The sequence below is a fragment of the Pectobacterium jejuense genome, from assembly GCF_026800125.1.
In the GTDB taxonomy this organism is placed as follows: domain Bacteria; phylum Pseudomonadota; class Gammaproteobacteria; order Enterobacterales; family Enterobacteriaceae; genus Pectobacterium; species Pectobacterium jejuense.
Genome location: NZ_JAPQKX010000008.1, coordinates 109,956 through 127,405 on the forward strand (window position 1 = coordinate 109,956; position 17,450 = coordinate 127,405).

At 53.2% G+C, this 17,450-nt stretch carries 13 protein-coding genes; 7 read left to right on the forward strand and 6 right to left on the reverse strand.

Translation table 11 applies throughout. From position 1 onward, the window contains the following. Positions 1 to 5: 5 nt before the first annotated feature. Positions 6 to 1,907 (reverse strand): IucA/IucC family protein, encoded by a 1,902-nt coding sequence (locus tag NXT09_RS15730; RefSeq protein WP_268580264.1) that lies wholly within the window; start codon positions 1,905 to 1,907, stop codon positions 6 to 8. Between the two features lie 250 nt (positions 1,908 to 2,157). Between NXT09_RS15730 and NXT09_RS15735 the strand changes: the two genes are divergently transcribed. Continuing rightward, the gene (locus NXT09_RS15735) at positions 2,158 to 3,039 is read left to right on the forward strand and encodes an HpcH/HpaI aldolase/citrate lyase family protein (protein WP_268580266.1); all 882 of its coding nucleotides are present in this window, start codon (positions 2,158 to 2,160) and stop codon (positions 3,037 to 3,039) included. Positions 3,040 to 3,153: 114 nt separating this feature from the next. Here NXT09_RS15735 and greB read toward each other — a convergent pair whose 3' ends face one another. After that, positions 3,154 to 3,630 (reverse strand): transcription elongation factor GreB, encoded by a 477-nt coding sequence (gene greB, locus NXT09_RS15740; protein WP_205555260.1) that lies wholly within the window; start codon positions 3,628 to 3,630, stop codon positions 3,154 to 3,156. A 174-nt stretch (positions 3,631 to 3,804) separates the two neighbouring features. Here greB and olsF point away from each other — a divergent pair, with 174 nt between their 5' ends. Both olsF and NXT09_RS15750 read left to right on the forward strand, forming a co-directional pair. After that, entirely contained in the window at positions 3,805 to 5,520 is a 1,716-nt protein-coding gene (gene olsF, locus NXT09_RS15745) for a bifunctional ornithine lipid synthase OlsF (protein WP_268580270.1), read from the forward strand. A 335-nt stretch (positions 5,521 to 5,855) separates the two neighbouring features. Beyond that, positions 5,856 to 7,523, forward strand: a complete 1,668-nt coding sequence (locus NXT09_RS15750) for a methyl-accepting chemotaxis protein (RefSeq protein ID WP_268580272.1) — start codon at positions 5,856 to 5,858, stop codon at positions 7,521 to 7,523. Positions 7,524 to 7,582: 59 nt separating this feature from the next. Here the strand turns inward: NXT09_RS15750 and NXT09_RS15755 are convergent, their stop codons facing one another. Then, positions 7,583 to 8,869, reverse strand: a complete 1,287-nt coding sequence (locus NXT09_RS15755) for a citrate synthase (RefSeq protein ID WP_268580273.1) — start codon at positions 8,867 to 8,869, stop codon at positions 7,583 to 7,585. A 340-nt stretch (positions 8,870 to 9,209) separates the two neighbouring features. On the opposite strand from NXT09_RS15755, the gene NXT09_RS15760 reads away from it, so the two are divergent. From NXT09_RS15760 to kduI, 4 genes are all read left to right on the forward strand, one after another. Next, positions 9,210 to 11,543, forward strand: a complete 2,334-nt coding sequence (locus NXT09_RS15760) for a Tex family protein (protein WP_268580275.1) — start codon at positions 9,210 to 9,212, stop codon at positions 11,541 to 11,543. A 223-nt stretch (positions 11,544 to 11,766) separates the two neighbouring features. After that, complete coding sequence (locus NXT09_RS15765) at positions 11,767 to 12,555, forward strand: IclR family transcriptional regulator (RefSeq protein WP_268580277.1); 789 nt, start codon at positions 11,767 to 11,769, stop codon at positions 12,553 to 12,555. A gap of 353 nt (positions 12,556 to 12,908) precedes the next feature. After that, positions 12,909 to 13,865 carry a 2-keto-3-deoxygluconate transporter gene (gene kdgT / locus NXT09_RS15770; protein WP_240583955.1) on the forward strand — a complete coding sequence of 319 codons (957 nt, stop codon included), beginning with the start codon at positions 12,909 to 12,911 and terminating at the stop codon, positions 13,863 to 13,865. 12 nt (positions 13,866 to 13,877) lie between these two features. After that, positions 13,878 to 14,714 carry a 5-dehydro-4-deoxy-D-glucuronate isomerase gene (kduI, locus tag NXT09_RS15775; RefSeq protein WP_240583956.1) on the forward strand — a complete coding sequence of 279 codons (837 nt, stop codon included), beginning with the start codon at positions 13,878 to 13,880 and terminating at the stop codon, positions 14,712 to 14,714. Positions 14,715 to 14,887: 173 nt separating this feature from the next. Here kduI and NXT09_RS15780 read toward each other — a convergent pair whose 3' ends face one another. The 3 genes from NXT09_RS15780 to NXT09_RS15790 are packed head-to-tail and all read right to left on the reverse strand — an operon-like array spanning position 14,888 to position 17,447. Beyond that, on the reverse strand, positions 14,888 to 16,270 hold the full coding sequence (locus tag NXT09_RS15780; protein ID WP_268580279.1) for an FtsX-like permease family protein: 1,383 nt from the start codon (positions 16,268 to 16,270) through the stop codon (positions 14,888 to 14,890). Continuing rightward, on the reverse strand, positions 16,267 to 16,959 hold the full coding sequence (locus tag NXT09_RS15785) for an ABC transporter ATP-binding protein (RefSeq protein WP_174867084.1): 693 nt from the start codon (positions 16,957 to 16,959) through the stop codon (positions 16,267 to 16,269). Before NXT09_RS15785 ends, NXT09_RS15780 begins: the two co-directional genes overlap by 4 nt. A gap of 8 nt (positions 16,960 to 16,967) precedes the next feature. After that, positions 16,968 to 17,447 carry a hypothetical protein gene (locus NXT09_RS15790; protein ID WP_268580282.1) on the reverse strand — a complete coding sequence of 160 codons (480 nt, stop codon included), beginning with the start codon at positions 17,445 to 17,447 and terminating at the stop codon, positions 16,968 to 16,970. Between the last annotated feature and the right edge of the window lie 3 nt (positions 17,448 to 17,450).

The window sequence follows — 17,450 nt, forward strand, 5'->3', positions numbered from 1 at the left end:
ATACATCACGATCCGATGCGGGTTGCTTCCTCTTCGATGAGGAAGGGATTGCTCAGACCGTGCTGAATCCGGTAGTCGCGATATTCCTGGATGTGCATGCGCAGCAGCGAACGCGTATACCAGGGATGGGTCAAAAACATGTCGTGTTCGGTCTGCCACAGCTCGCCATCAACGCGTGACTTCACCGCGTCAAACGCCGCAGCGGTTTCTTCTTTCATCACCTGCCACAGCCGGGAATCGGTAAAGCCGTATTCCGCGCTGAGCGCCAGCGCCAGTTCGTGCAGGTGGCTGACAAAGCAGGCATCGACGACAAACATCCGCACTGGCTCGATGTCGTCTTCAAATACCGTGGGCAGAATGCCGGGCCAGACGTAGGGTTGCAGATGATGACCGCGCTGACGCAGCAGCGGCGCATAGGTACGCCCGTCGCCGAAATCACGGATTAATAATCCCTGCGCGACACCTTCCGGTGAAAAGAGGATCTGGCTGTTCTGCTGATGCGCTTCCAGCCCGATGCCGTACAGCAGATAGATAGCGATAACAGGTCGGGTTACGGCGCGGACGTATTGGCGGAACCACGCTTCGGGGCCAAGCCCGGACAGCGTCACCAGCTCGGTGAACAGCGGTTGGTCACGGTGAGGCAGCGCCGTAAACAGCGTCGCGACGGTCACGGGCAGCGCGCCGTCGGTGCGTTCATAAATTCGTGCATCGCGGAACACGACGGAGAGGTGTTTGCCCGGCGCGTCATCCTGATGAATCGCGTGTTTGTAGTGGAACGCCGTCTCTTCGCGGAAAAATTCCAGCCGCTGTTCGAACCCGCCTTCCTGCGCCAGAATCGCTTCGATAATGGTGCTGATACGTGGCCCCATGTGGATGGATTTCGCCTGTAGGCTGCGCATTTCGCTGGTCATCCAGATGGCGACGGGCAGTTTGATGAAAGGGGACGCAGGCGGTTCAACAGGCAAAACGGTACGGAACGACATACCCGGCAACGTGATGAGATCGGGGCCGTCGGTAAGCAGAATCCCTTCGGCAATTTCATCCGCATAGTGGGATTTCACCCAGTTTTCCAGATGCCAGCTGTGGATGGGCAGCGGGAGCCACTGCGTCTCATCCAGCCCTTGTTGATTCAGGCGCTGCTTCCAGTCCTGCCAGAGCGCGGGGAATGCCTGAGCAAACCACGCATGAAAATCATCGACGTGCGGCATGGATTCTACATACGCCATATCGCGGCGCAGCGCGGTAATACGCAACGGCACGCGGGCGTTAAATTCGGGTGACAGTTGCTGGACGTCTTCGTCACTCAGGCCCGGGCGGGATTTCCAAGTCGGGTAGTAAGGGTGGCCTTCCAGCGACCCCCACTGATCGAGAAACATGGCGGCATCGCGAATGCTTAGCTGCCGACGCAGCCACGGCGTGAAAGCGTTCTGCCCGTCCCGCTGCATGGCATCTGCCACCTCAGCACGCCACTGGCACCGATAGCGCCGGGCGTTGGTATCATTACGAATGCTGTTACCGACGTCTTTTTTCAGGCCACTGATGCCGCTTTCTTCAGGATGAAAATCGAAATTATCGCGAAGTAAATCAATCAATCGCTCGTGGCTAGTAACGGGAAAAGACGTCCCATCGGAATGAATGAGATAAATATTTCCATTATTAATATACGTGTTTGCCGGTGATGCGGAAATATCATCAAATTTCAATATACCTTTGCCACCCTGCAAGATTAGCGTTGCTCCCCCAGAATTACCCTTAATAAAATTCAGGTCATTTTTATTCAAAATCCCTTCTGCGAAAAAGCAGCGAATCAATCGCCTTAACGCGTTTTTATTTGAGTAATCAGAGAGAAAATCATCTACATCCCGATGTATATCCCTGTGTTTAACTTCGTCAGCCTTGATATTCATAACCACTCCTCATACCGATAAAACAAGTAAAAACCGATTGCAGTAACGTATAAAAGGGTGTCATTAAATCTCGGGTTAACACGTCCCGAAATTTAATAAAAATGTCGTGATAGATGGATTGAAAAATAATGAACGGAAAGCTAGCATATCAACCATGACAATGTAAATAGGTATCATTCTTATTCGCAACTAATTAGTTACATTTTAATAAAATATCATTTAATCAATTAATTAACAGAAGGAGAGCAGCATGGAACACGCTAAAACCTATCTCTTTGTGCCTGGTAATGCGCCCCACCGCTTTCAACAAGCCGTCTGCTGCGGTGCCGATGCCGTGATATTTGATTTAGAAGATGCTGTTCATCCTGATGAAAAAAACCAGGCTAGAGAAAATATTATCCAATGGGATAAAAACGATACGACCGTCTCTGAAATAAATTGCAAAAGATATATACGTTTAAACAAATTCGGTTCAATGGAATTCAGTGAAGATATCGAGTTTCTTAATAGACTTAATAATAAAGAAAAATTAAGAAATAACGCCCCATCCAAACATAAAACAGCTAAATGGGAAATTGTTTTACCTAAAATAGAATCCGCAGAAATGCTGCATGACGCGCGGGAAATGATAAATTCCAATAGATTGGAAGCGGTTAATATTATTGCGATTATTGAAACCGCGCAGGGGTTGCATCATGCGGAAGAGATTTGTGCAGCAGGGGTAGAAAGAGTGGCATTTGGCTCATTGGATTTCTCACTCGATATTCATTGCGATCAATCCCTGTATGCCTTGCTGTATGCCAGAAGCCGCATTGTATTAGCGTCCAGACTGGCCGACTTGCCGCCACCGATAGATTGCGTCAATCCTGACTTCACGCATCACGACCGGGTGTTAGCAGACGCATTACATGCGCGCTCGCTCGGCTTCTCGGCCAAACTCTGTATTCATCCCTCGCAGATCGATGCAGTTCAGCAGGCATTCGCGACGGATCGCAGCAAAATAGACTGGGCAAAGCAGGTTCTGAAAGCAGCCGAACACAGCTACGCTTTCCAGATAAACGGTGAGATGGTGGATTTACCCGTCATTGAGCAGGCCAGACAGCTGCTGCGGGCGCAAAATGTAGATGACTAAACCCGTTGCGCCGATAGCGGGTAAAAGAGAGATGTTTTTCCTCAATAAAGAGGCGTTTGCCCGGTGTGCCGCACACATACCAATTTCCTCTATGTGTCGCTACCGGGCCGCTTTTTACTTAACGTACTCAATCGAATTGACGAACCACTCACGCGGGCCGTCTGGCGTGTTCACGATGAACTCCTCATCAACCGCTTTTTTCAGCATGGCGCGCGCCATCGGGGAATCGATCGAAATATAGTCTTTATTGTCGCCGTAGATCTCGTCCGGGCCGACAATCCGCAAACGCTTCACATCACCTTGTTCATTCTCGATCTCAACCCAGGCACCAAAGAATACGCTGCCATCCTGCTGCGGCGAGTAATCAACGATTTTCAATTCCGTCAGGCATTTTCTTAGGTAGCGCACACGACGATCGATCTGGCGCAATAAACGCTTGTTATAGGTGTAGTCCGCATTTTCTGAGCGATCCCCCAGGCTAGCTGCCCAGGAGACAATTTTCGTAATTTCAGGGCGCTTTACATTCCAGAGATGGTCATGCTCTGCCCGCAGTTTGTCATACCCCTCGCGGGTAATCAGGTTGGTTTTCAAGTCAGTAACCCCGTTAGGCTCTTAGTGCGTACCACATGCTTCGATATCCCTCGCCCGAAAAAATCGCGCGTTCATTACACAGATTTACAGTTTTGGCTAATAATCTATCAACAGACATAAATATGTCATTTCTATCCCGTACTTTTAGCCACGGAGAGCTACGGAGAACGATTTATGTTTAGCTTAGACGCCATTCTGCAAGATCTTGTCCCGCATCGCCATACGCCACCCTGGCAGAAAACGGTTTTGCGTTCTCTGCTATTTGAAAATGAAATGCAGCAATTTGCGCGGCGTTACCCGCATTTGAAGGGATTGGATCTGGTCGAACAGATTCTTGACTACTTCAACTTCAATTGTGAAATGGTCGAAGGGGATTTAGAAAATATCCCCAGTCAGGGACCGGTTGTGTTGGTTGCCAACCACCCCATTGGCTCACTGGACGGTCTGGCGCTATTGCGCACCGTCGCCAGCGTCAGGCCCGATGTCCGCATCGTCGCCAGCCAGCTACTCTCTTATGTCGCCCCGCTCAAAAATCTGTTTTTTTCCGTCGATAACTTCAATAACCGTACCAAACGCCAGCAGGTCAACGCCATCCAGCAGCATCTGGAAGGCGACGGCGCGATCATCGTCTTCCCGGCAGGCGAGGTTTCACGCGCCAGCCTGCAAGGTATTCGCGACGGCCACTGGCACAACGGATTTATCCGCATGGCGAGCAAAGCCCGCGCGCCCGTGGTGCCGATTCATATCGGCGGACGCAACAGCGCGCTGTTCTATCTCTCTTCCATGGTTTATCGCCCGCTCTCCACCCTCTTGCTGGTGAGAGAAATGTTTGGTCAGCGCGGCCAAACTCTCAAGCTGCGTATCGGTGCCAGAATTCCCTATGCGTCCTGGAGCCAGGGCGAGTGGAACGCCAACGATCTGGCGGCCCGTTTCCGACGTCACGTTTATCGGTTGGGACAAGGAAAGCCCGGCTGTTTTGCCGGTGAAAAGCCTATTGCGCTGGCCGAAGACCGCGTGCTGCTGAAGCGCGCGCTGTCAGAGTGTGAAACGCTGGGCACCACACCGGATGGCAAGATTGTCTATCTGTATCGTCGCGGTGAAGAAGATTACGTGCCGCTGTTGCGCGAACTCGGACGCCTGCGCGAAATCGCCTTCCGGGCCGTAGGCGAAGGATCCGGGCAACGTCGCGATCTGGACAGCTATGATGATGATTATCTGCACCTAATCCTGTGGGACGAGCGCGAACTGGAGATTGTCGGTGCCTATCGCTTTGTCTCGACGGCAAGCCTGATCGCCGAAAAAGGGAAAAGCGGCCTCTACAGCCACAGCCTGTTCCAGTACGGTGACGAAATGGATCCAATACTGGCATCCGGCATTGAGCTGGGACGCAGCTTTATTCAGCCCAAATACTGGGGTAAACGCGGGCTGGATTATCTCTGGCTGGGCATTGGTGCCTATCTGGCGCGCTATCCAGAACACCGCTATCTTTTCGGCCCAGTGTCGCTGTCCGGCACCTTGCCGCCGCATGCACGCGATTTGCTGGTTGCGTTTTACCGCCTGCACTTCACGCCCGACCAGCCGCTGGCAACGTCGCGTCGCCCTTATCCGGCCTCGCTGCCTGACGTGCTGAAACAGTTTGAAGGAACGGACTACCAGCAGGACCTCACGCGGTTGAAAAGCATGCTCAGCAACATGGGTTGTGCGATCCCCACGCTCTACAAGCAGTATTCGGAGCTGTGTGAGCCGGGAGGCGTGCGGTTTATCGACTTCGGCATCGACCCTGATTTCAATAACTGCATCGACGGCCTGGTGCTGGTCGACCTGCAACAGCTGAAAGAATCACGCTATCAGCGCTATATCGCCCCTTTTGTCGGCGATGACGTCTCTTAATTAACTGGTGCGTTAGCCTCTAAAAGGGTTAACGCACCACTCTCCCACGTTTTTCTCATTATTCCCATTAGCCAACGCCATACCCGCACGCATTTTGTCTCTCAGATCACACATTTCATACGAAATCCCACATGCCGTAATTTCCGTGATCAACTGAATGCTTTTCTTGCCGATATTACAGATATTCTTATCGATATGTTTTTGAGGACGGGAGTTACCGATGTATCCCGAAAATGCGAAACATAGCTATAATTCCTTGCCATTACTTGCATCGATTACGATAGCAAGCCTCCTCCGCTGTGCCTTCATAGCATGTCAAAAAATTAAGGATGTTTATGAATATGCTGAACAGAATCAAACTCGGCAAGATGCTGGGTATGGGATTTTCTCTGGTTATTATCATCAGCCTGATGGTGGCATTCTTCGGACGACTCCAGCTGGTTGGACTGGGTAACGACATCAACCGGCTTTCCGGCACTACGTTAGCGAATATGTTATTGATTCAGGAAGTTAAAGCTGGCTTTGACGCCAATGCCCGTCTGATTCGGAACATGGCACTCAGCACCGATCCTGCGCAAATCAAGCAGGAAAAGCAGTTCGTCGACGAGCAAATCGCTCGCAATACCGCCAACCTGAAAAAGCTGGGGCAACAGCTCGATACCGAAGGCACCAGCGCGCTGCTGAAACAGTTTCAGGATACCCGTCCGCCCTACCTTGCGGCCTTTTTGAAAGCGATGGAATTGGTGCAATCCACCGATCCACAGCAGCGTCTACAGGGTAACGCCATTATTCTCAATGAGATGCAGACGGCACAAAACGCACTGTTCAAAGTTTTGGACGCGATGATGGCTTCGCAGCAGCAGGATACCAATGAGATTGTCAGCGGGGCGCAGCAGGACGCGCAGTCCGGCAGCGTTATCATGCTGATTCTCGCGCTTGCCGCTGCTGCTATGGCCGCGGTCGTGGCCTGGCTGATAACCCGCACGCTGAAAAACCAACTGGGGGGCGAACCACTCTACGCCACCCACGTTGCCCGGCAGGTGGCCGATGGCGATCTGGCTATTGATATCAATATCAAGCCGAACGACCACAGCAGCCTGTTAGCCACCATGCGTCACATGAGTAATAACCTGGGCGATATCGTCGAGCAGGTGCGACAGAGCAGCGAAGCCATCGCTTCCGGCTCAAGCCAAATCGCCGCAGGCAGCGAAAACCTGAGCCAGCGTACGGAAGAACAGGCCGCCAGCCTGCAACAAACGGCCGCCTCAATGGAGCAGATGAGTCAGGCGATTCGTCAGAATGCGCATACCGTGCGTAGCGTCACTCAACTTGCCAGCCAGGCCAGCGAAACGGCGACCAAGGGCGGCGAGGCGATCGGCGATATGGTGATTACCATGAAAGAGATCTCCGACAGTTCACACAAAATCCGCGACATCATCAGCGTCATTGATGGCATCGCCTTCCAGACCAATATTCTGGCGCTGAATGCGGCGGTCGAAGCCGCGCGCGCGGGTGAGCAAGGTCGCGGTTTCGCCGTGGTGGCTGGGGAAGTACGCTCGCTGGCACAGCGCTCCGCCTCCGCCGCTAAAGAGATCGCGGCACTGATCAACACCAGCGTCGAAAAAGTGGAAGCAGGGAATCGTCTGGTTGAAGACACCGGTAGCACCATTGATGAGCTGGTGCGTCAGGCGCGCAGCGTGGCGGATTTAATCAGTGAGATCGGGACGACAACGCAGGAGCAGGAATCCGGTATTTCGCAAATTCATGATGCCGTGAACCAGCTCGATCAGGTCACTCAGCAGAACGCGACGCTGGTGGAAGAATCTGCCAATGCGGCAACCAGTCTGCGCGAGCAGTCCTCTCACCTGGTTACGCTCATGAACCGTTTCCATCTGCGCGGCACGCCAGCAGTCCGCCCAGCGCCGATGGCGAAGAAAGCCCAACCGACTCGTTTAGCGCTCGCGCCGGTCGGCAACGCACAGGATAACTGGGAAAAATTCTAGGCTTATCCTGCCCAAGATCGCCATGATGCCGCGACATCGGCATCATGGTGAAAATCGCATCAGTCTTTCAGCGCGGAAACATAGTCCCGACGCGGCTGTCCGGTATAAATCTGGCGCGGACGGTAGATGCTGATTTCATCCTGCTTATGCATCTCATCCCAATGCGCAATCCAGCCGATCGTTCTGCCGACGGTGGAAATAACCGTAAACATTGATGGCGGCAGCCCCATCGCTTTGAGAATGACTGAGGTATAGAAATCGACGCTCGGGTAGAGTTTATTCTCCAGAAAATAGGCGTCGGTCATCGCGATATGTTCCAGCTCCATCGCCACCTGCAATAGACTATCTTCCGTGCCGAGTTCATTGAGCACTTCATAACAGGTTTTACGCAGAATCGCCGCGCGTGGGTCGAAATGCTGGTAGACCGAGTTACCGAATCCCATCAGGCGGAATGAATCGCAGCGGTCTTTCGCGCGTCGTACAAATTCAGGGACGCGATCGACCGTTTTAATCTCTTCCAGCATGCGCATACAGGCTTCGTTCGCCCCGCCGTGCAGCGGCCCCCACATCGATGCCAGCCCAGCGGCAATGCAGGCAAACGGATTCGCGCCGGAAGAACCCGACGCTCTGACCGCCATCGTAGACGGGCACTGACCATGATCGGCATGCAGAATCAGGATGCGGTTCATCGCTCGTTCCAGCACCGGATTCACTTCATATTTCTCCGCTGGAATCGAAAACAGCATATGCAGGAAGTTGCCGGTATAGGAGAGCGAATTACGGGGATAGACGGACGGCTGTTCGATGGAATATTTGTAGCACATCGCCGCCAACGTCGGCATCTTCGACAGCAGTCGCACCGCCGCCAGCTCGCGATGCTCCGCGTTATGGATATCCAATACATCGTGATAGAACGCGGCCAGCGCGCCCACCACAGCGCACATCAGCGCCATCGGGTGGGAATCGCGACGAAAGCCGCTGAACATCCGGGTAATTTGCTCATGAACCAGCGTATGGCGGGTGATATTGTCAGCAAATTCCGCATACGCTTCCGCCGAAGGCGCTTCGCCATGCAGCAGGATGTAACAGACTTCAGTAAAGTCACACTGCTCGGCGAGCTGTTCGACAGGGAAGCCCCGATGCAGCAGCACACTATTCACCGCATCAATATAGGTAATCGCCGACTCGCACCCTGCCGTATTGGCAAAACCGGGGTCATAGCTGCACAGCCCGTGTTCACCAAGTGGGCGAATATCCACCGCCGTTTTCCCCAGCACGCCGGAACGCATGTCCAGCGTGATATCCGCCTGCCCTTCTGCCGTCAACGTGGACGTTCTGACTGTCATGAACTTTCTCCTGCCCGAATAATGATGTTGTTCTCGTCCGCTCTTATGGGCTTCTGGATAGGTCATCCCGTGCGGCACTCAATTTACAGCGCTCAATTTACAGCAACACAAGCCAACGTATGTCATACGCTAAAATCGTGAGTGGGTTGCAAGAATCTGACGGAATATTGATGTAGGTAAATTTTGTTGCACTGAACAACGCGAGATCATCCGCGTTTTCCAGACGGCGGCGGCTGGCATTTTGCACGCTCAATCCGTATAACTGTCCTCACTTGTTTACTCACTACTTAATTCCACTACCTTTTATTCCACTAATTTGACGACGACTGATATCAGACCTATGAATGATTCATTAAGCCACATTATCGCCAGCGAATTGCAGGCGCGTACGGAGCAGGTAGACGCCGCCGTCCGCCTGCTGGACGAAGGAAACACCGTCCCTTTTATCGCCCGTTACCGTAAAGAAGTGACCGGCGGGCTGGATGACACCCAGTTGCGCCAGCTCGAAACGCGCCTCGGCTACCTGCGTGAACTGGAAGATCGACGCCAGACTATTCTGAAATCCATCGACGAACAGGGGAAATTAACCCCACAGCTCGCCACGGCTATTAACGGCACGCTGAGCAAAACCGAGCTGGAAGATCTCTACCTGCCGTATAAACCTAAGCGCCGCACGCGCGGGCAGATCGCGATTGAAGCCGGTCTGGAACCGCTGGCCGATGGCCTGTGGCAAGACCCGAGCCAGGATCCAGAGCTGACGGCACAGGCTTATGTTGATGCCGAGAAAGGCGTAGCGGACGTGAAAGCCGCATTGGACGGCGCACGTTACATCCTGATGGAGCGCTTTGCCGAAGACGCCACGCTGTTGGCAAAAGTGCGTAACTATCTGTGGAAAAATGCCCATCTGGTTTCCCGCGTTGTGGAAGGGAAAGAGGAAGAAGGCGCGAAGTTCCGCGACTATTTCGATCACCATGAACCGATTGCTCAGGTACCTTCACACCGCGCACTGGCGATGTTCCGTGGCCGTAACGAAGGCGTGCTGCAACTGGCACTGAACGCCGATCCGCAACACGAAGAAGCGCCGCGTGAGAGCTACTGCGAACAGATTATTATCGACCACCTGAACCTGCGTTTGGGGAATGCTGCGGCGGACAGCTGGCGACGCGCCGTCATTAGCTGGACGTGGCGTATTAAAGTGCTGCTGCACCTTGAAACCGACCTGATGGGTAGCGTGCGTGAAAAGGCCGAAGACGAAGCAATCAACGTCTTCGCCCGCAACATGCACGACCTGCTGATGGCTGCTCCGGCGGGTATGCGTGCCACGATGGGTCTCGATCCCGGCCTGCGCACTGGTGTAAAAGTCGCGGTGGTGGATGCCACCGGCAAGCTGGTCGCGACCGATACGATTTATCCGCATACCGGTCAGGCAGCGAAAGCGGCTACGATTGTCGCTGCGCTGTGCCTCAAGTATCAGGTTGAGCTAGTGGCGATTGGCAACGGTACTGCGTCACGTGAAACCGAGCGTTTCTTCCTCGACACGCAAAAACAGTTCCCGGATATCAAAGCGCAGAAAGTGATCGTCAGCGAAGCTGGCGCGTCGGTGTATTCCGCGTCCGAGTTGGCTGCGCTGGAATTCCCCGATCTGGATGTCTCGCTGCGCGGCGCAGTCTCTATCGCCCGTCGTTTGCAGGATCCGCTGGCGGAACTGGTGAAGATCGACCCGAAATCCATCGGCGTGGGTCAGTATCAGCATGACGTAAGCCAAAGTCTGCTGGCGAAGAAACTGGATGCGGTGGTCGAAGACTGCGTAAACGCCGTCGGCGTTGACCTGAACACCGCGTCCGTGGCGCTGTTAACGCGTGTCGCCGGGCTGACGCGCATGATGGCGCAAAACATTGTGACCTGGCGTGATGAGAATGGCCGCTTCCACAACCGTGAACAACTGCTGAAAGTCAGCCGTCTGGGGCCAAAAGCCTTTGAACAGTGTGCGGGCTTCCTGCGCATCAACCACGGCAACAACCCGCTGGATGCCTCTACCGTTCACCCAGAAGCGTATCCAGTCGTGGAACGCATTCTGGCCGCGACCGAGCAGGCGTTGCAGGAGCTAATGGGGAACCCCAACGCGCTGCGTAACCTGAAACCGTCGGATTTCACCGATGAGCGTTTCGGCGTGCCGACGGTAACCGACATCATCAAAGAGCTGGAAAAACCGGGTCGCGATCCACGTCCTGAGTTCAAAACCGCCAGCTTCGCCGACGGCGTGGAGACCTTAAACGATCTCCTGCCGGGCATGATTCTGGAAGGTGCCGTCACCAACGTCACCAACTTTGGCGCATTTGTGGATATCGGCGTCCATCAGGACGGTTTGGTACACATTTCGTCACTGGCCGACCATTTTGTCGACGATCCGCACAAGGTCGTGAAAGCGGGCGATATCGTCAAAGTGAAAGTGATGGAAGTGGATCTGCAACGTAAGCGTATCGCGCTGACTATGCGCCTTGATGAACAACCGGGCGAGACGGCATCACGTCGTGGCGGTGGCAATGCGCGTGGCGATAGCAATACTTCATCGCGTCAGCCAGCCGGTAAATCACGTCCTCGTCCTGCTAGCGCCCCTGTCGCCGGCAACAGCGCGATGGGCGATGCGCTGGCCGCGGCCTTTAAAAAGCGTTAACCGCCGTTCTGTCATTTACATCATGCCTGACCTTATTGACGGGGTCAGGCATCTTTCCTGCCAAAATACCGCTATTTTGTTTCCCTAATAAAACTACGTTTCATTTATATTGAAATATTCAACCACTTCGCGATTATTTTGTGATCTGCATCTAGGTAAATAAATTACCGTTGCGTTATTATTGTTCTATATAGGAAACCATAGTTTTATATATAGAACAACCATGAATATATTCCAACAGATCGAACACAGTAAAGCACCGGCAGCCGTCCGTTTAGTGATGATTATTGACTACATCGCCAAACACGACGAAGCCAGCTTCACTGAGATTTGCACTGATTTGTCTATACCCAAAAGCAGCGTACATCATCTATTAGAAGTGCTGGTGGTGACGCAATTATTACGTCAGCGCGCTGACGGTCGTTATGTTTTGGGATTAAGACTGTTTGAGCTTGGCGGTTTGGTAATAAAGAATATTGATCTGCGTAAAGACACGATTAACTTTATGCATGAATTGGTCAAAGAGACGGAGTTGACCTGCCATCTTGGTATTATGGATGGCGATAACGGTTTCTTCCTGAGTAAAGTCGAATCGCCAAAGGCCATCGTAAAAACATCCTGGGAAGGTAAGAAAATTGTATTTAACCGTATGTCTCTGGGAAAAGTGCTCGTCGCCTGGCTGCCGCAGGAAAGAATTGAATCACTGATTGCCGATTGCACCTTTGAATATTTGACGCCCCGGACGATTACCAATAAAGAAGATTTCCTACAACACCTGAAAACCGTCAAAGAACAGGGCTGGGCCATAGACGACGGCGAAGATATAGAAGAGATCTGCTGCATGGCCGCGCCGATCTTTAACCAAAATGGTGAAGTCATCGCTGCTATCGGCGTTAACGGTATGCAGTCGCAATATGCTAACGGAAAAAAAGAAAAGCATCTGGCAAGCCTGATTAAAACCAGCAAAGCAATTACTGCACATATTAACAGCCGGAATATTGATATTAGATAATCTATTTATTGAAAATAACCCTAATGAATTTCAATTTATAATTTATTGAAATTCATCATAGTCGCGTAAAAATGGCGCGACGGATATATCACGACATAATTACCTGCAAACGCTTATTAAGCATTGCGGGGAGACCAACTATAACTAAAAAAACATGACATAAGCCATCATTAAGATGACGAAAAATATTAATTATCAATTTTATAATGGGGACAACCATCTTCACTAGTTAATGAAATCGGGTAATAACCCCTTGGGTTTTATTCCCCCCTATTTATTACTTTATACCAATACTCCATCTGCTTTCACTGAAAGCGGGCTGAACATGCTTTTATCTTTTAATGAGGTCTTTTATGAAAATCAAACAAGCTATTGATAAAATCCCTGGGGGATTAATGCTGGTGCCGCTCTTTTTGGGCGCACTCTGTAATACCTTTACGCCAGGCGCTGGGAAATACTTAGGTTCATTCAGTAACGGCCTGATTACTGGCACAATCCCTATTCTGGCGGTATGGTTTTTCTGCATGGGCGCGTCCATTGAATTTAAAGCAACGGGAACGATGCTGAGAAAATCAGGCGTTCTGGTGGTCACCAAAATCGCCACTGCCTGGGTTGTGGCGCTGATCGCAGGCACATTCTTGCCGGGTGACGGCATCCAAAACGGTATGCTGGCTGGGATCTCCGTGCTGGCGCTGGTCGCGGCAATGGACATGACTAACGGTGGTTTGTACGCCGCACTGATGAACCAATACGGTTCGAAAGAAGAAGCGGGTGCCTTCGTACTGATGTCTCTGGAATCCGGCCCGTTGATGACCATGGTCATTCTGGGTGCCAGCGGTATCGCGACCTTTGAACCTCAGTTATTTGTCGGTGCCGTCCTGCCCTTCCTGATTGGTTTTGCATTGGGCAACCTGGACCCGGACTTGAGAAAACTGTTCGGTAATTCCGTACAAACGCTGATCCCTTTCTTTGCCTTTGCATTGGGCAACACCATTAATCTGGCAGTGATCCTCCAGACGGGCTTCGCAGGTATCTTCCTCGGCCTGCTGGTGATTGTGGTTACAGGTATCCCGTTGATTCTGGCTGATAAATTTATCGGCGGTGGTAATGGAACCGCAGGCGTGGCCGCATCCAGCAGCGCGGGTGCCGCCGTCGCCACTCCTCTGTTGATCGCGAATATGGCTCCGGAATTCGCTCCGGTCGCTCAACAGGCAACAGCGTTAGTCGCCACCAGTGTGATCGTGACATCAGTACTGGTACCCATCCTTACGGCAGTATGGGCAAAACGCTTTTCACCTAAAACCGCATAAGAAGGTAGCAAAATGGACGTACGACAAAGTGTACACAGTGAACATGCGAAAACGCTTGATACCACTGAGCTGAGAAAGAAATTTCTTATTGAGCAGATATTTACGCCAAACCAATACACCATGACCTACAGCCACATCGACCGTATCGTGGTGGGCGGGATCATGCCGGTGGATGGCGAGATAACGTTTGATGATGGCATCGGCAAACAATTTGGCGTGAACTATTTTCTTGAGCGTCGCGAGCTGGGGCTTATCAATATCGGCGGCCCAGCAAAAATCGTCATCGACGGCACAAGCTATGAAGTTGGCAATGAGGAAGCGCTCTATGTCGGAAAAGGAGCCAAAGCCTTAGCATTCAGCAGCCTGGACAAAGCCAAACCGGCGAAACTGTATTATAACAGCGCACCAGCACATGCCGTTTTCCCGACACGCATCATTACGCAGGATCAGGCGATCAAAGCGCCGCTGGGCGACGTCAAAACCTGTAACAAGCGGACAATTTGCAAATATCTGGTGCCGGAAGTGGTGGAAACCTGCCAGTTGAGCATGGGATTAACGCGTCTGGCGGAAGGCAGCAATTGGAATTCAATGCCGACGCATACCCATGAGCGCAGAATGGAAGTGTACTTCTACTTTGATATGGCGGAAGACACCATTATTTTCCATATGATGGGTGAACCGCATGAAACGCGCCATCTGGTGATGCATAACGAGCAGGCGGTGATCTCCCCGAGCTGGTCGATTCACACCGGCGTCGGCACCAAAAACTACGCCTTTATTTGGGGCATGATCGGCGAAAACCTGACGTTTGACGATATGGACCATATCGCAATGTTGGATTTACGCTAATCCCCTCTGGCGTCACGCCAAGAGAGTAAAATACAGCAGGGTGAACCACGTTCACCCTGCTTTTTTATGTCATGACGGTAAGACAGCGAAGGATAGCATCGGACGCAGAAACTACGCGCCCGATGCTAATACGGCTAGCGTCGCGGCTTAGTCGCCACACTTACTCACCACACTTACTCACCACGTAGTGCCGTTGCAGGAGATTGACGGTAGGACAGCATCGCCGGAATCGTGAGCACCACGGCGGCGACCAGCAACAGAAGCAGGACGAAGTGGATGTCTTCCCATTCCAGCGTCACTGGCAGAACGAAGCCGCTTTTCTCGCTCATCACCACCGCAATCGCACGGGCAGCAAGGTAGCCCAGACCGACACCCAGCAGTACGCCGACGCTCACCAGCGACATCAACCCGCTCCAAATCAGCGTGAAAATACCGTAGCGCGGTGCGCCAAAGGCACGGAGTGCGCCGATCTGTTTCTGCCGCTGCCGCAGGTGGATAACCGCTACCATTGCCACTGCGACGCCGACTAATCCCTGCGTGCCCAGCGAGATATAGGTCAACAGCTCACGAATATCACCCAGCATCGAATAGAGCTTCACCAGCACTTCGCCGGGGAACACTGCCAACGTCGTGTTGCTGCGATACAGCGAACGAAGTTGATAGGCACCCGCGATCGTTTTCGGTTTAACGACGATAGCCGGTAAACCAGCCTGATGTGCATGGCCGTGTGCTTCGGCTTCGCCGTGTTCGTCATCGTGTGGCGCTGTTACCGGCTGAGCGTGGTTGTGATGCTCATCGGTATGCGGCTCACCTTCCGCCTGCGCGGTTTCATCGTGTTCATGATCATGGCCGTCATGTTCCTCCTCATGCTCATGTGCGCCATGATCGTGATCGGCATGCTCGTGATCATCGTGGTGCGCATCGTCCTCACCATGCGGTGGATGGATGCCGTGTACTCGCCACACCGCGTTCACCGGCACCAGAATCGCTTTATCCCACGCGCTGCCGTCAGCCGGTAAAACACCGACAACAGTGTAGATGACGTCATCGTGCGCGTGCGCCCCTTCCGTCCCCACCTGACCATGAATGGGGCTAAAAGTACTCCCCACCGTCAGCCCCGTTTGCGCGCCTACTACGGCCTCAAAGCCGTCGTTGAACACGCGTCCGGCAGTGAGCTGCCGTTTACCGTTATCGGTGACCAGCGGCGGCGTGGTGCCAACAATCGGCATGCCCTGATAGAAATCACCAAACGCGACCGGTGCCGCCCAGGCAACCAGCGGATTCTTCTCCAGATCGGTCAGCACCTGCGCAGGAACCAGCGTCAGCGCCGACGGTTGCAGGAACACGGACGACAGCACAAGTTGGGTTTCGCTCCCCGGTGCGCCAATCACCAGATCGAAACGGTCAGCCGCTTTGGCGCTGCCCATGCGCAGCGCTCTTTCCTGCAAACTCACCGAAATACTTAACGCTGTCGCCACGGCGATCAGCAACACCACGACCAGCACACCCGGCCAGAGCCGACGCCAGTCGACCCAAATAAGACGCCAAGGAATCATGCGCGATCCTCCTGATACAGCGTGTCCGCCACGAGGCGTCCTTTTTCCAGTTGAATACAGCGCGACATCTGTGAAGCCAGACGCGCATCGTGCGTAATCGCGATAAGCGTCGCGCGACTATCGCGCGCCAGCGTCACCAGCAAATCGGCGATCTGCTCACCGCTCTGCGCATCCAAACTGGCCGTTGGCTCATCGGCGATGATGATGTCTGGCTTGCTGAGCAACGCTCTTGCGACCGCCACCCGCTGCTTCTCGCCGCGTGATAGCACTTCAATCGGACGTTTCGCGGTATTCAGCCCGACCTGTGCCAGCAAATCTGCCGCCCGCTGCCTGAGCGCCGCGGGGATCCGCCAGTGGTGAAACTGCGCAGGCAGTAAGACGTTCTCTATTGCACTCAGACCGGGGAACAGGTGGAAATCCTGCATCACCAGCCCGATATGCTGCGCCCGCCAGCGGTCGCGTTCCGCTTCGTTCATCTGCCAGATGTCCTGCTTTTCCCACTGCACACAGCCCGTTCCGCTGTGATCCATCCCGGTGATGGCATTCACTAGCGTGGTCTTACCGGAGCCGGAAGGTCCCATCACCGCGACCCGTTCGCCAGAACGAATAGACAGCGCGGGAATAGCCAACACGGCCTCGGACGTATCGGGGAAGGTCACACTCAGGTGTTGAATCAATAACTCAGCCATCAGCGCTCCTAAAGGGTATCGAACGTGGCTTCACGCAGTCGCAGCAGGCTGACAAAACCCGTTTCAGGGTCGGTCCACGATCCGTGTTCCAGCACGCCTTCCACCTCAATCATGGTGTTGTTCTGTACGAAGGTCTGACGTTTGGCGAGGTAAACGACGAGGATATCTTCAGGCCAGTCCGCATCAGACGAACAGAAGGGGCACAGCGCCATTGGCATTTTGGTTAAGACAAAGAATTGTGACTCCGCCTTGAGTGGCGGTGCCATGAAGCCGCGCATCTTGACCCGTTTACCGGAGAGCGTTTTGACTTCATTGGAGAATTCCAGACCCAGCACGCCGTAAGAGGCGTACAGCTTGTCGAAGGAGAGTTCAGACTGCGCGGCTTTCACCGGGGTGATACCTCCAAGGAGGAAGATCACCAGCACCGCGCGCAGCCAAGAGAATAAAAGCGGGGTCGCCCCCGCTTTGCTGCATTTCGCATTATTCATAGC

Excerpts from the sequence above, each read along its gene's own strand:
- NXT09_RS15785 (WP_174867084.1), bottom strand. The coding sequence starts at position 16,959 with ATGGCTGAGTTATTGATTCAACACCTGAGTGTGACCTTCCCCGATACG.
- olsF (WP_268580270.1), top strand. The coding sequence starts at position 3,805 with ATGTTTAGCTTAGACGCCATTCTGCAAGATCTTGTCCCGCATCGCCAT.
- NXT09_RS15750 (WP_268580272.1), top strand. The coding sequence starts at position 5,856 with ATGAATATGCTGAACAGAATCAAACTCGGCAAGATGCTGGGTATGGGA.
- NXT09_RS15790 (WP_268580282.1), bottom strand. The coding sequence starts at position 17,447 with ATGAATAATGCGAAATGCAGCAAAGCGGGGGCGACCCCGCTTTTATTC.
- NXT09_RS15780 (WP_268580279.1), bottom strand. The coding sequence starts at position 16,270 with ATGATTCCTTGGCGTCTTATTTGGGTCGACTGGCGTCGGCTCTGGCCG.
- NXT09_RS15735 (WP_268580266.1), top strand. The coding sequence starts at position 2,158 with ATGGAACACGCTAAAACCTATCTCTTTGTGCCTGGTAATGCGCCCCAC.
- NXT09_RS15760 (WP_268580275.1), top strand. The coding sequence starts at position 9,210 with ATGAATGATTCATTAAGCCACATTATCGCCAGCGAATTGCAGGCGCGT.
- NXT09_RS15730 (WP_268580264.1), bottom strand. The coding sequence starts at position 1,907 with ATGAATATCAAGGCTGACGAAGTTAAACACAGGGATATACATCGGGAT.
- NXT09_RS15765 (WP_268580277.1), top strand. The coding sequence starts at position 11,767 with ATGAATATATTCCAACAGATCGAACACAGTAAAGCACCGGCAGCCGTC.
- NXT09_RS15755 (WP_268580273.1), bottom strand. The coding sequence starts at position 8,869 with ATGACAGTCAGAACGTCCACGTTGACGGCAGAAGGGCAGGCGGATATC.
- kduI (WP_240583956.1), top strand. The coding sequence starts at position 13,878 with ATGGACGTACGACAAAGTGTACACAGTGAACATGCGAAAACGCTTGAT.
- kdgT (WP_240583955.1), top strand. The coding sequence starts at position 12,909 with ATGAAAATCAAACAAGCTATTGATAAAATCCCTGGGGGATTAATGCTG.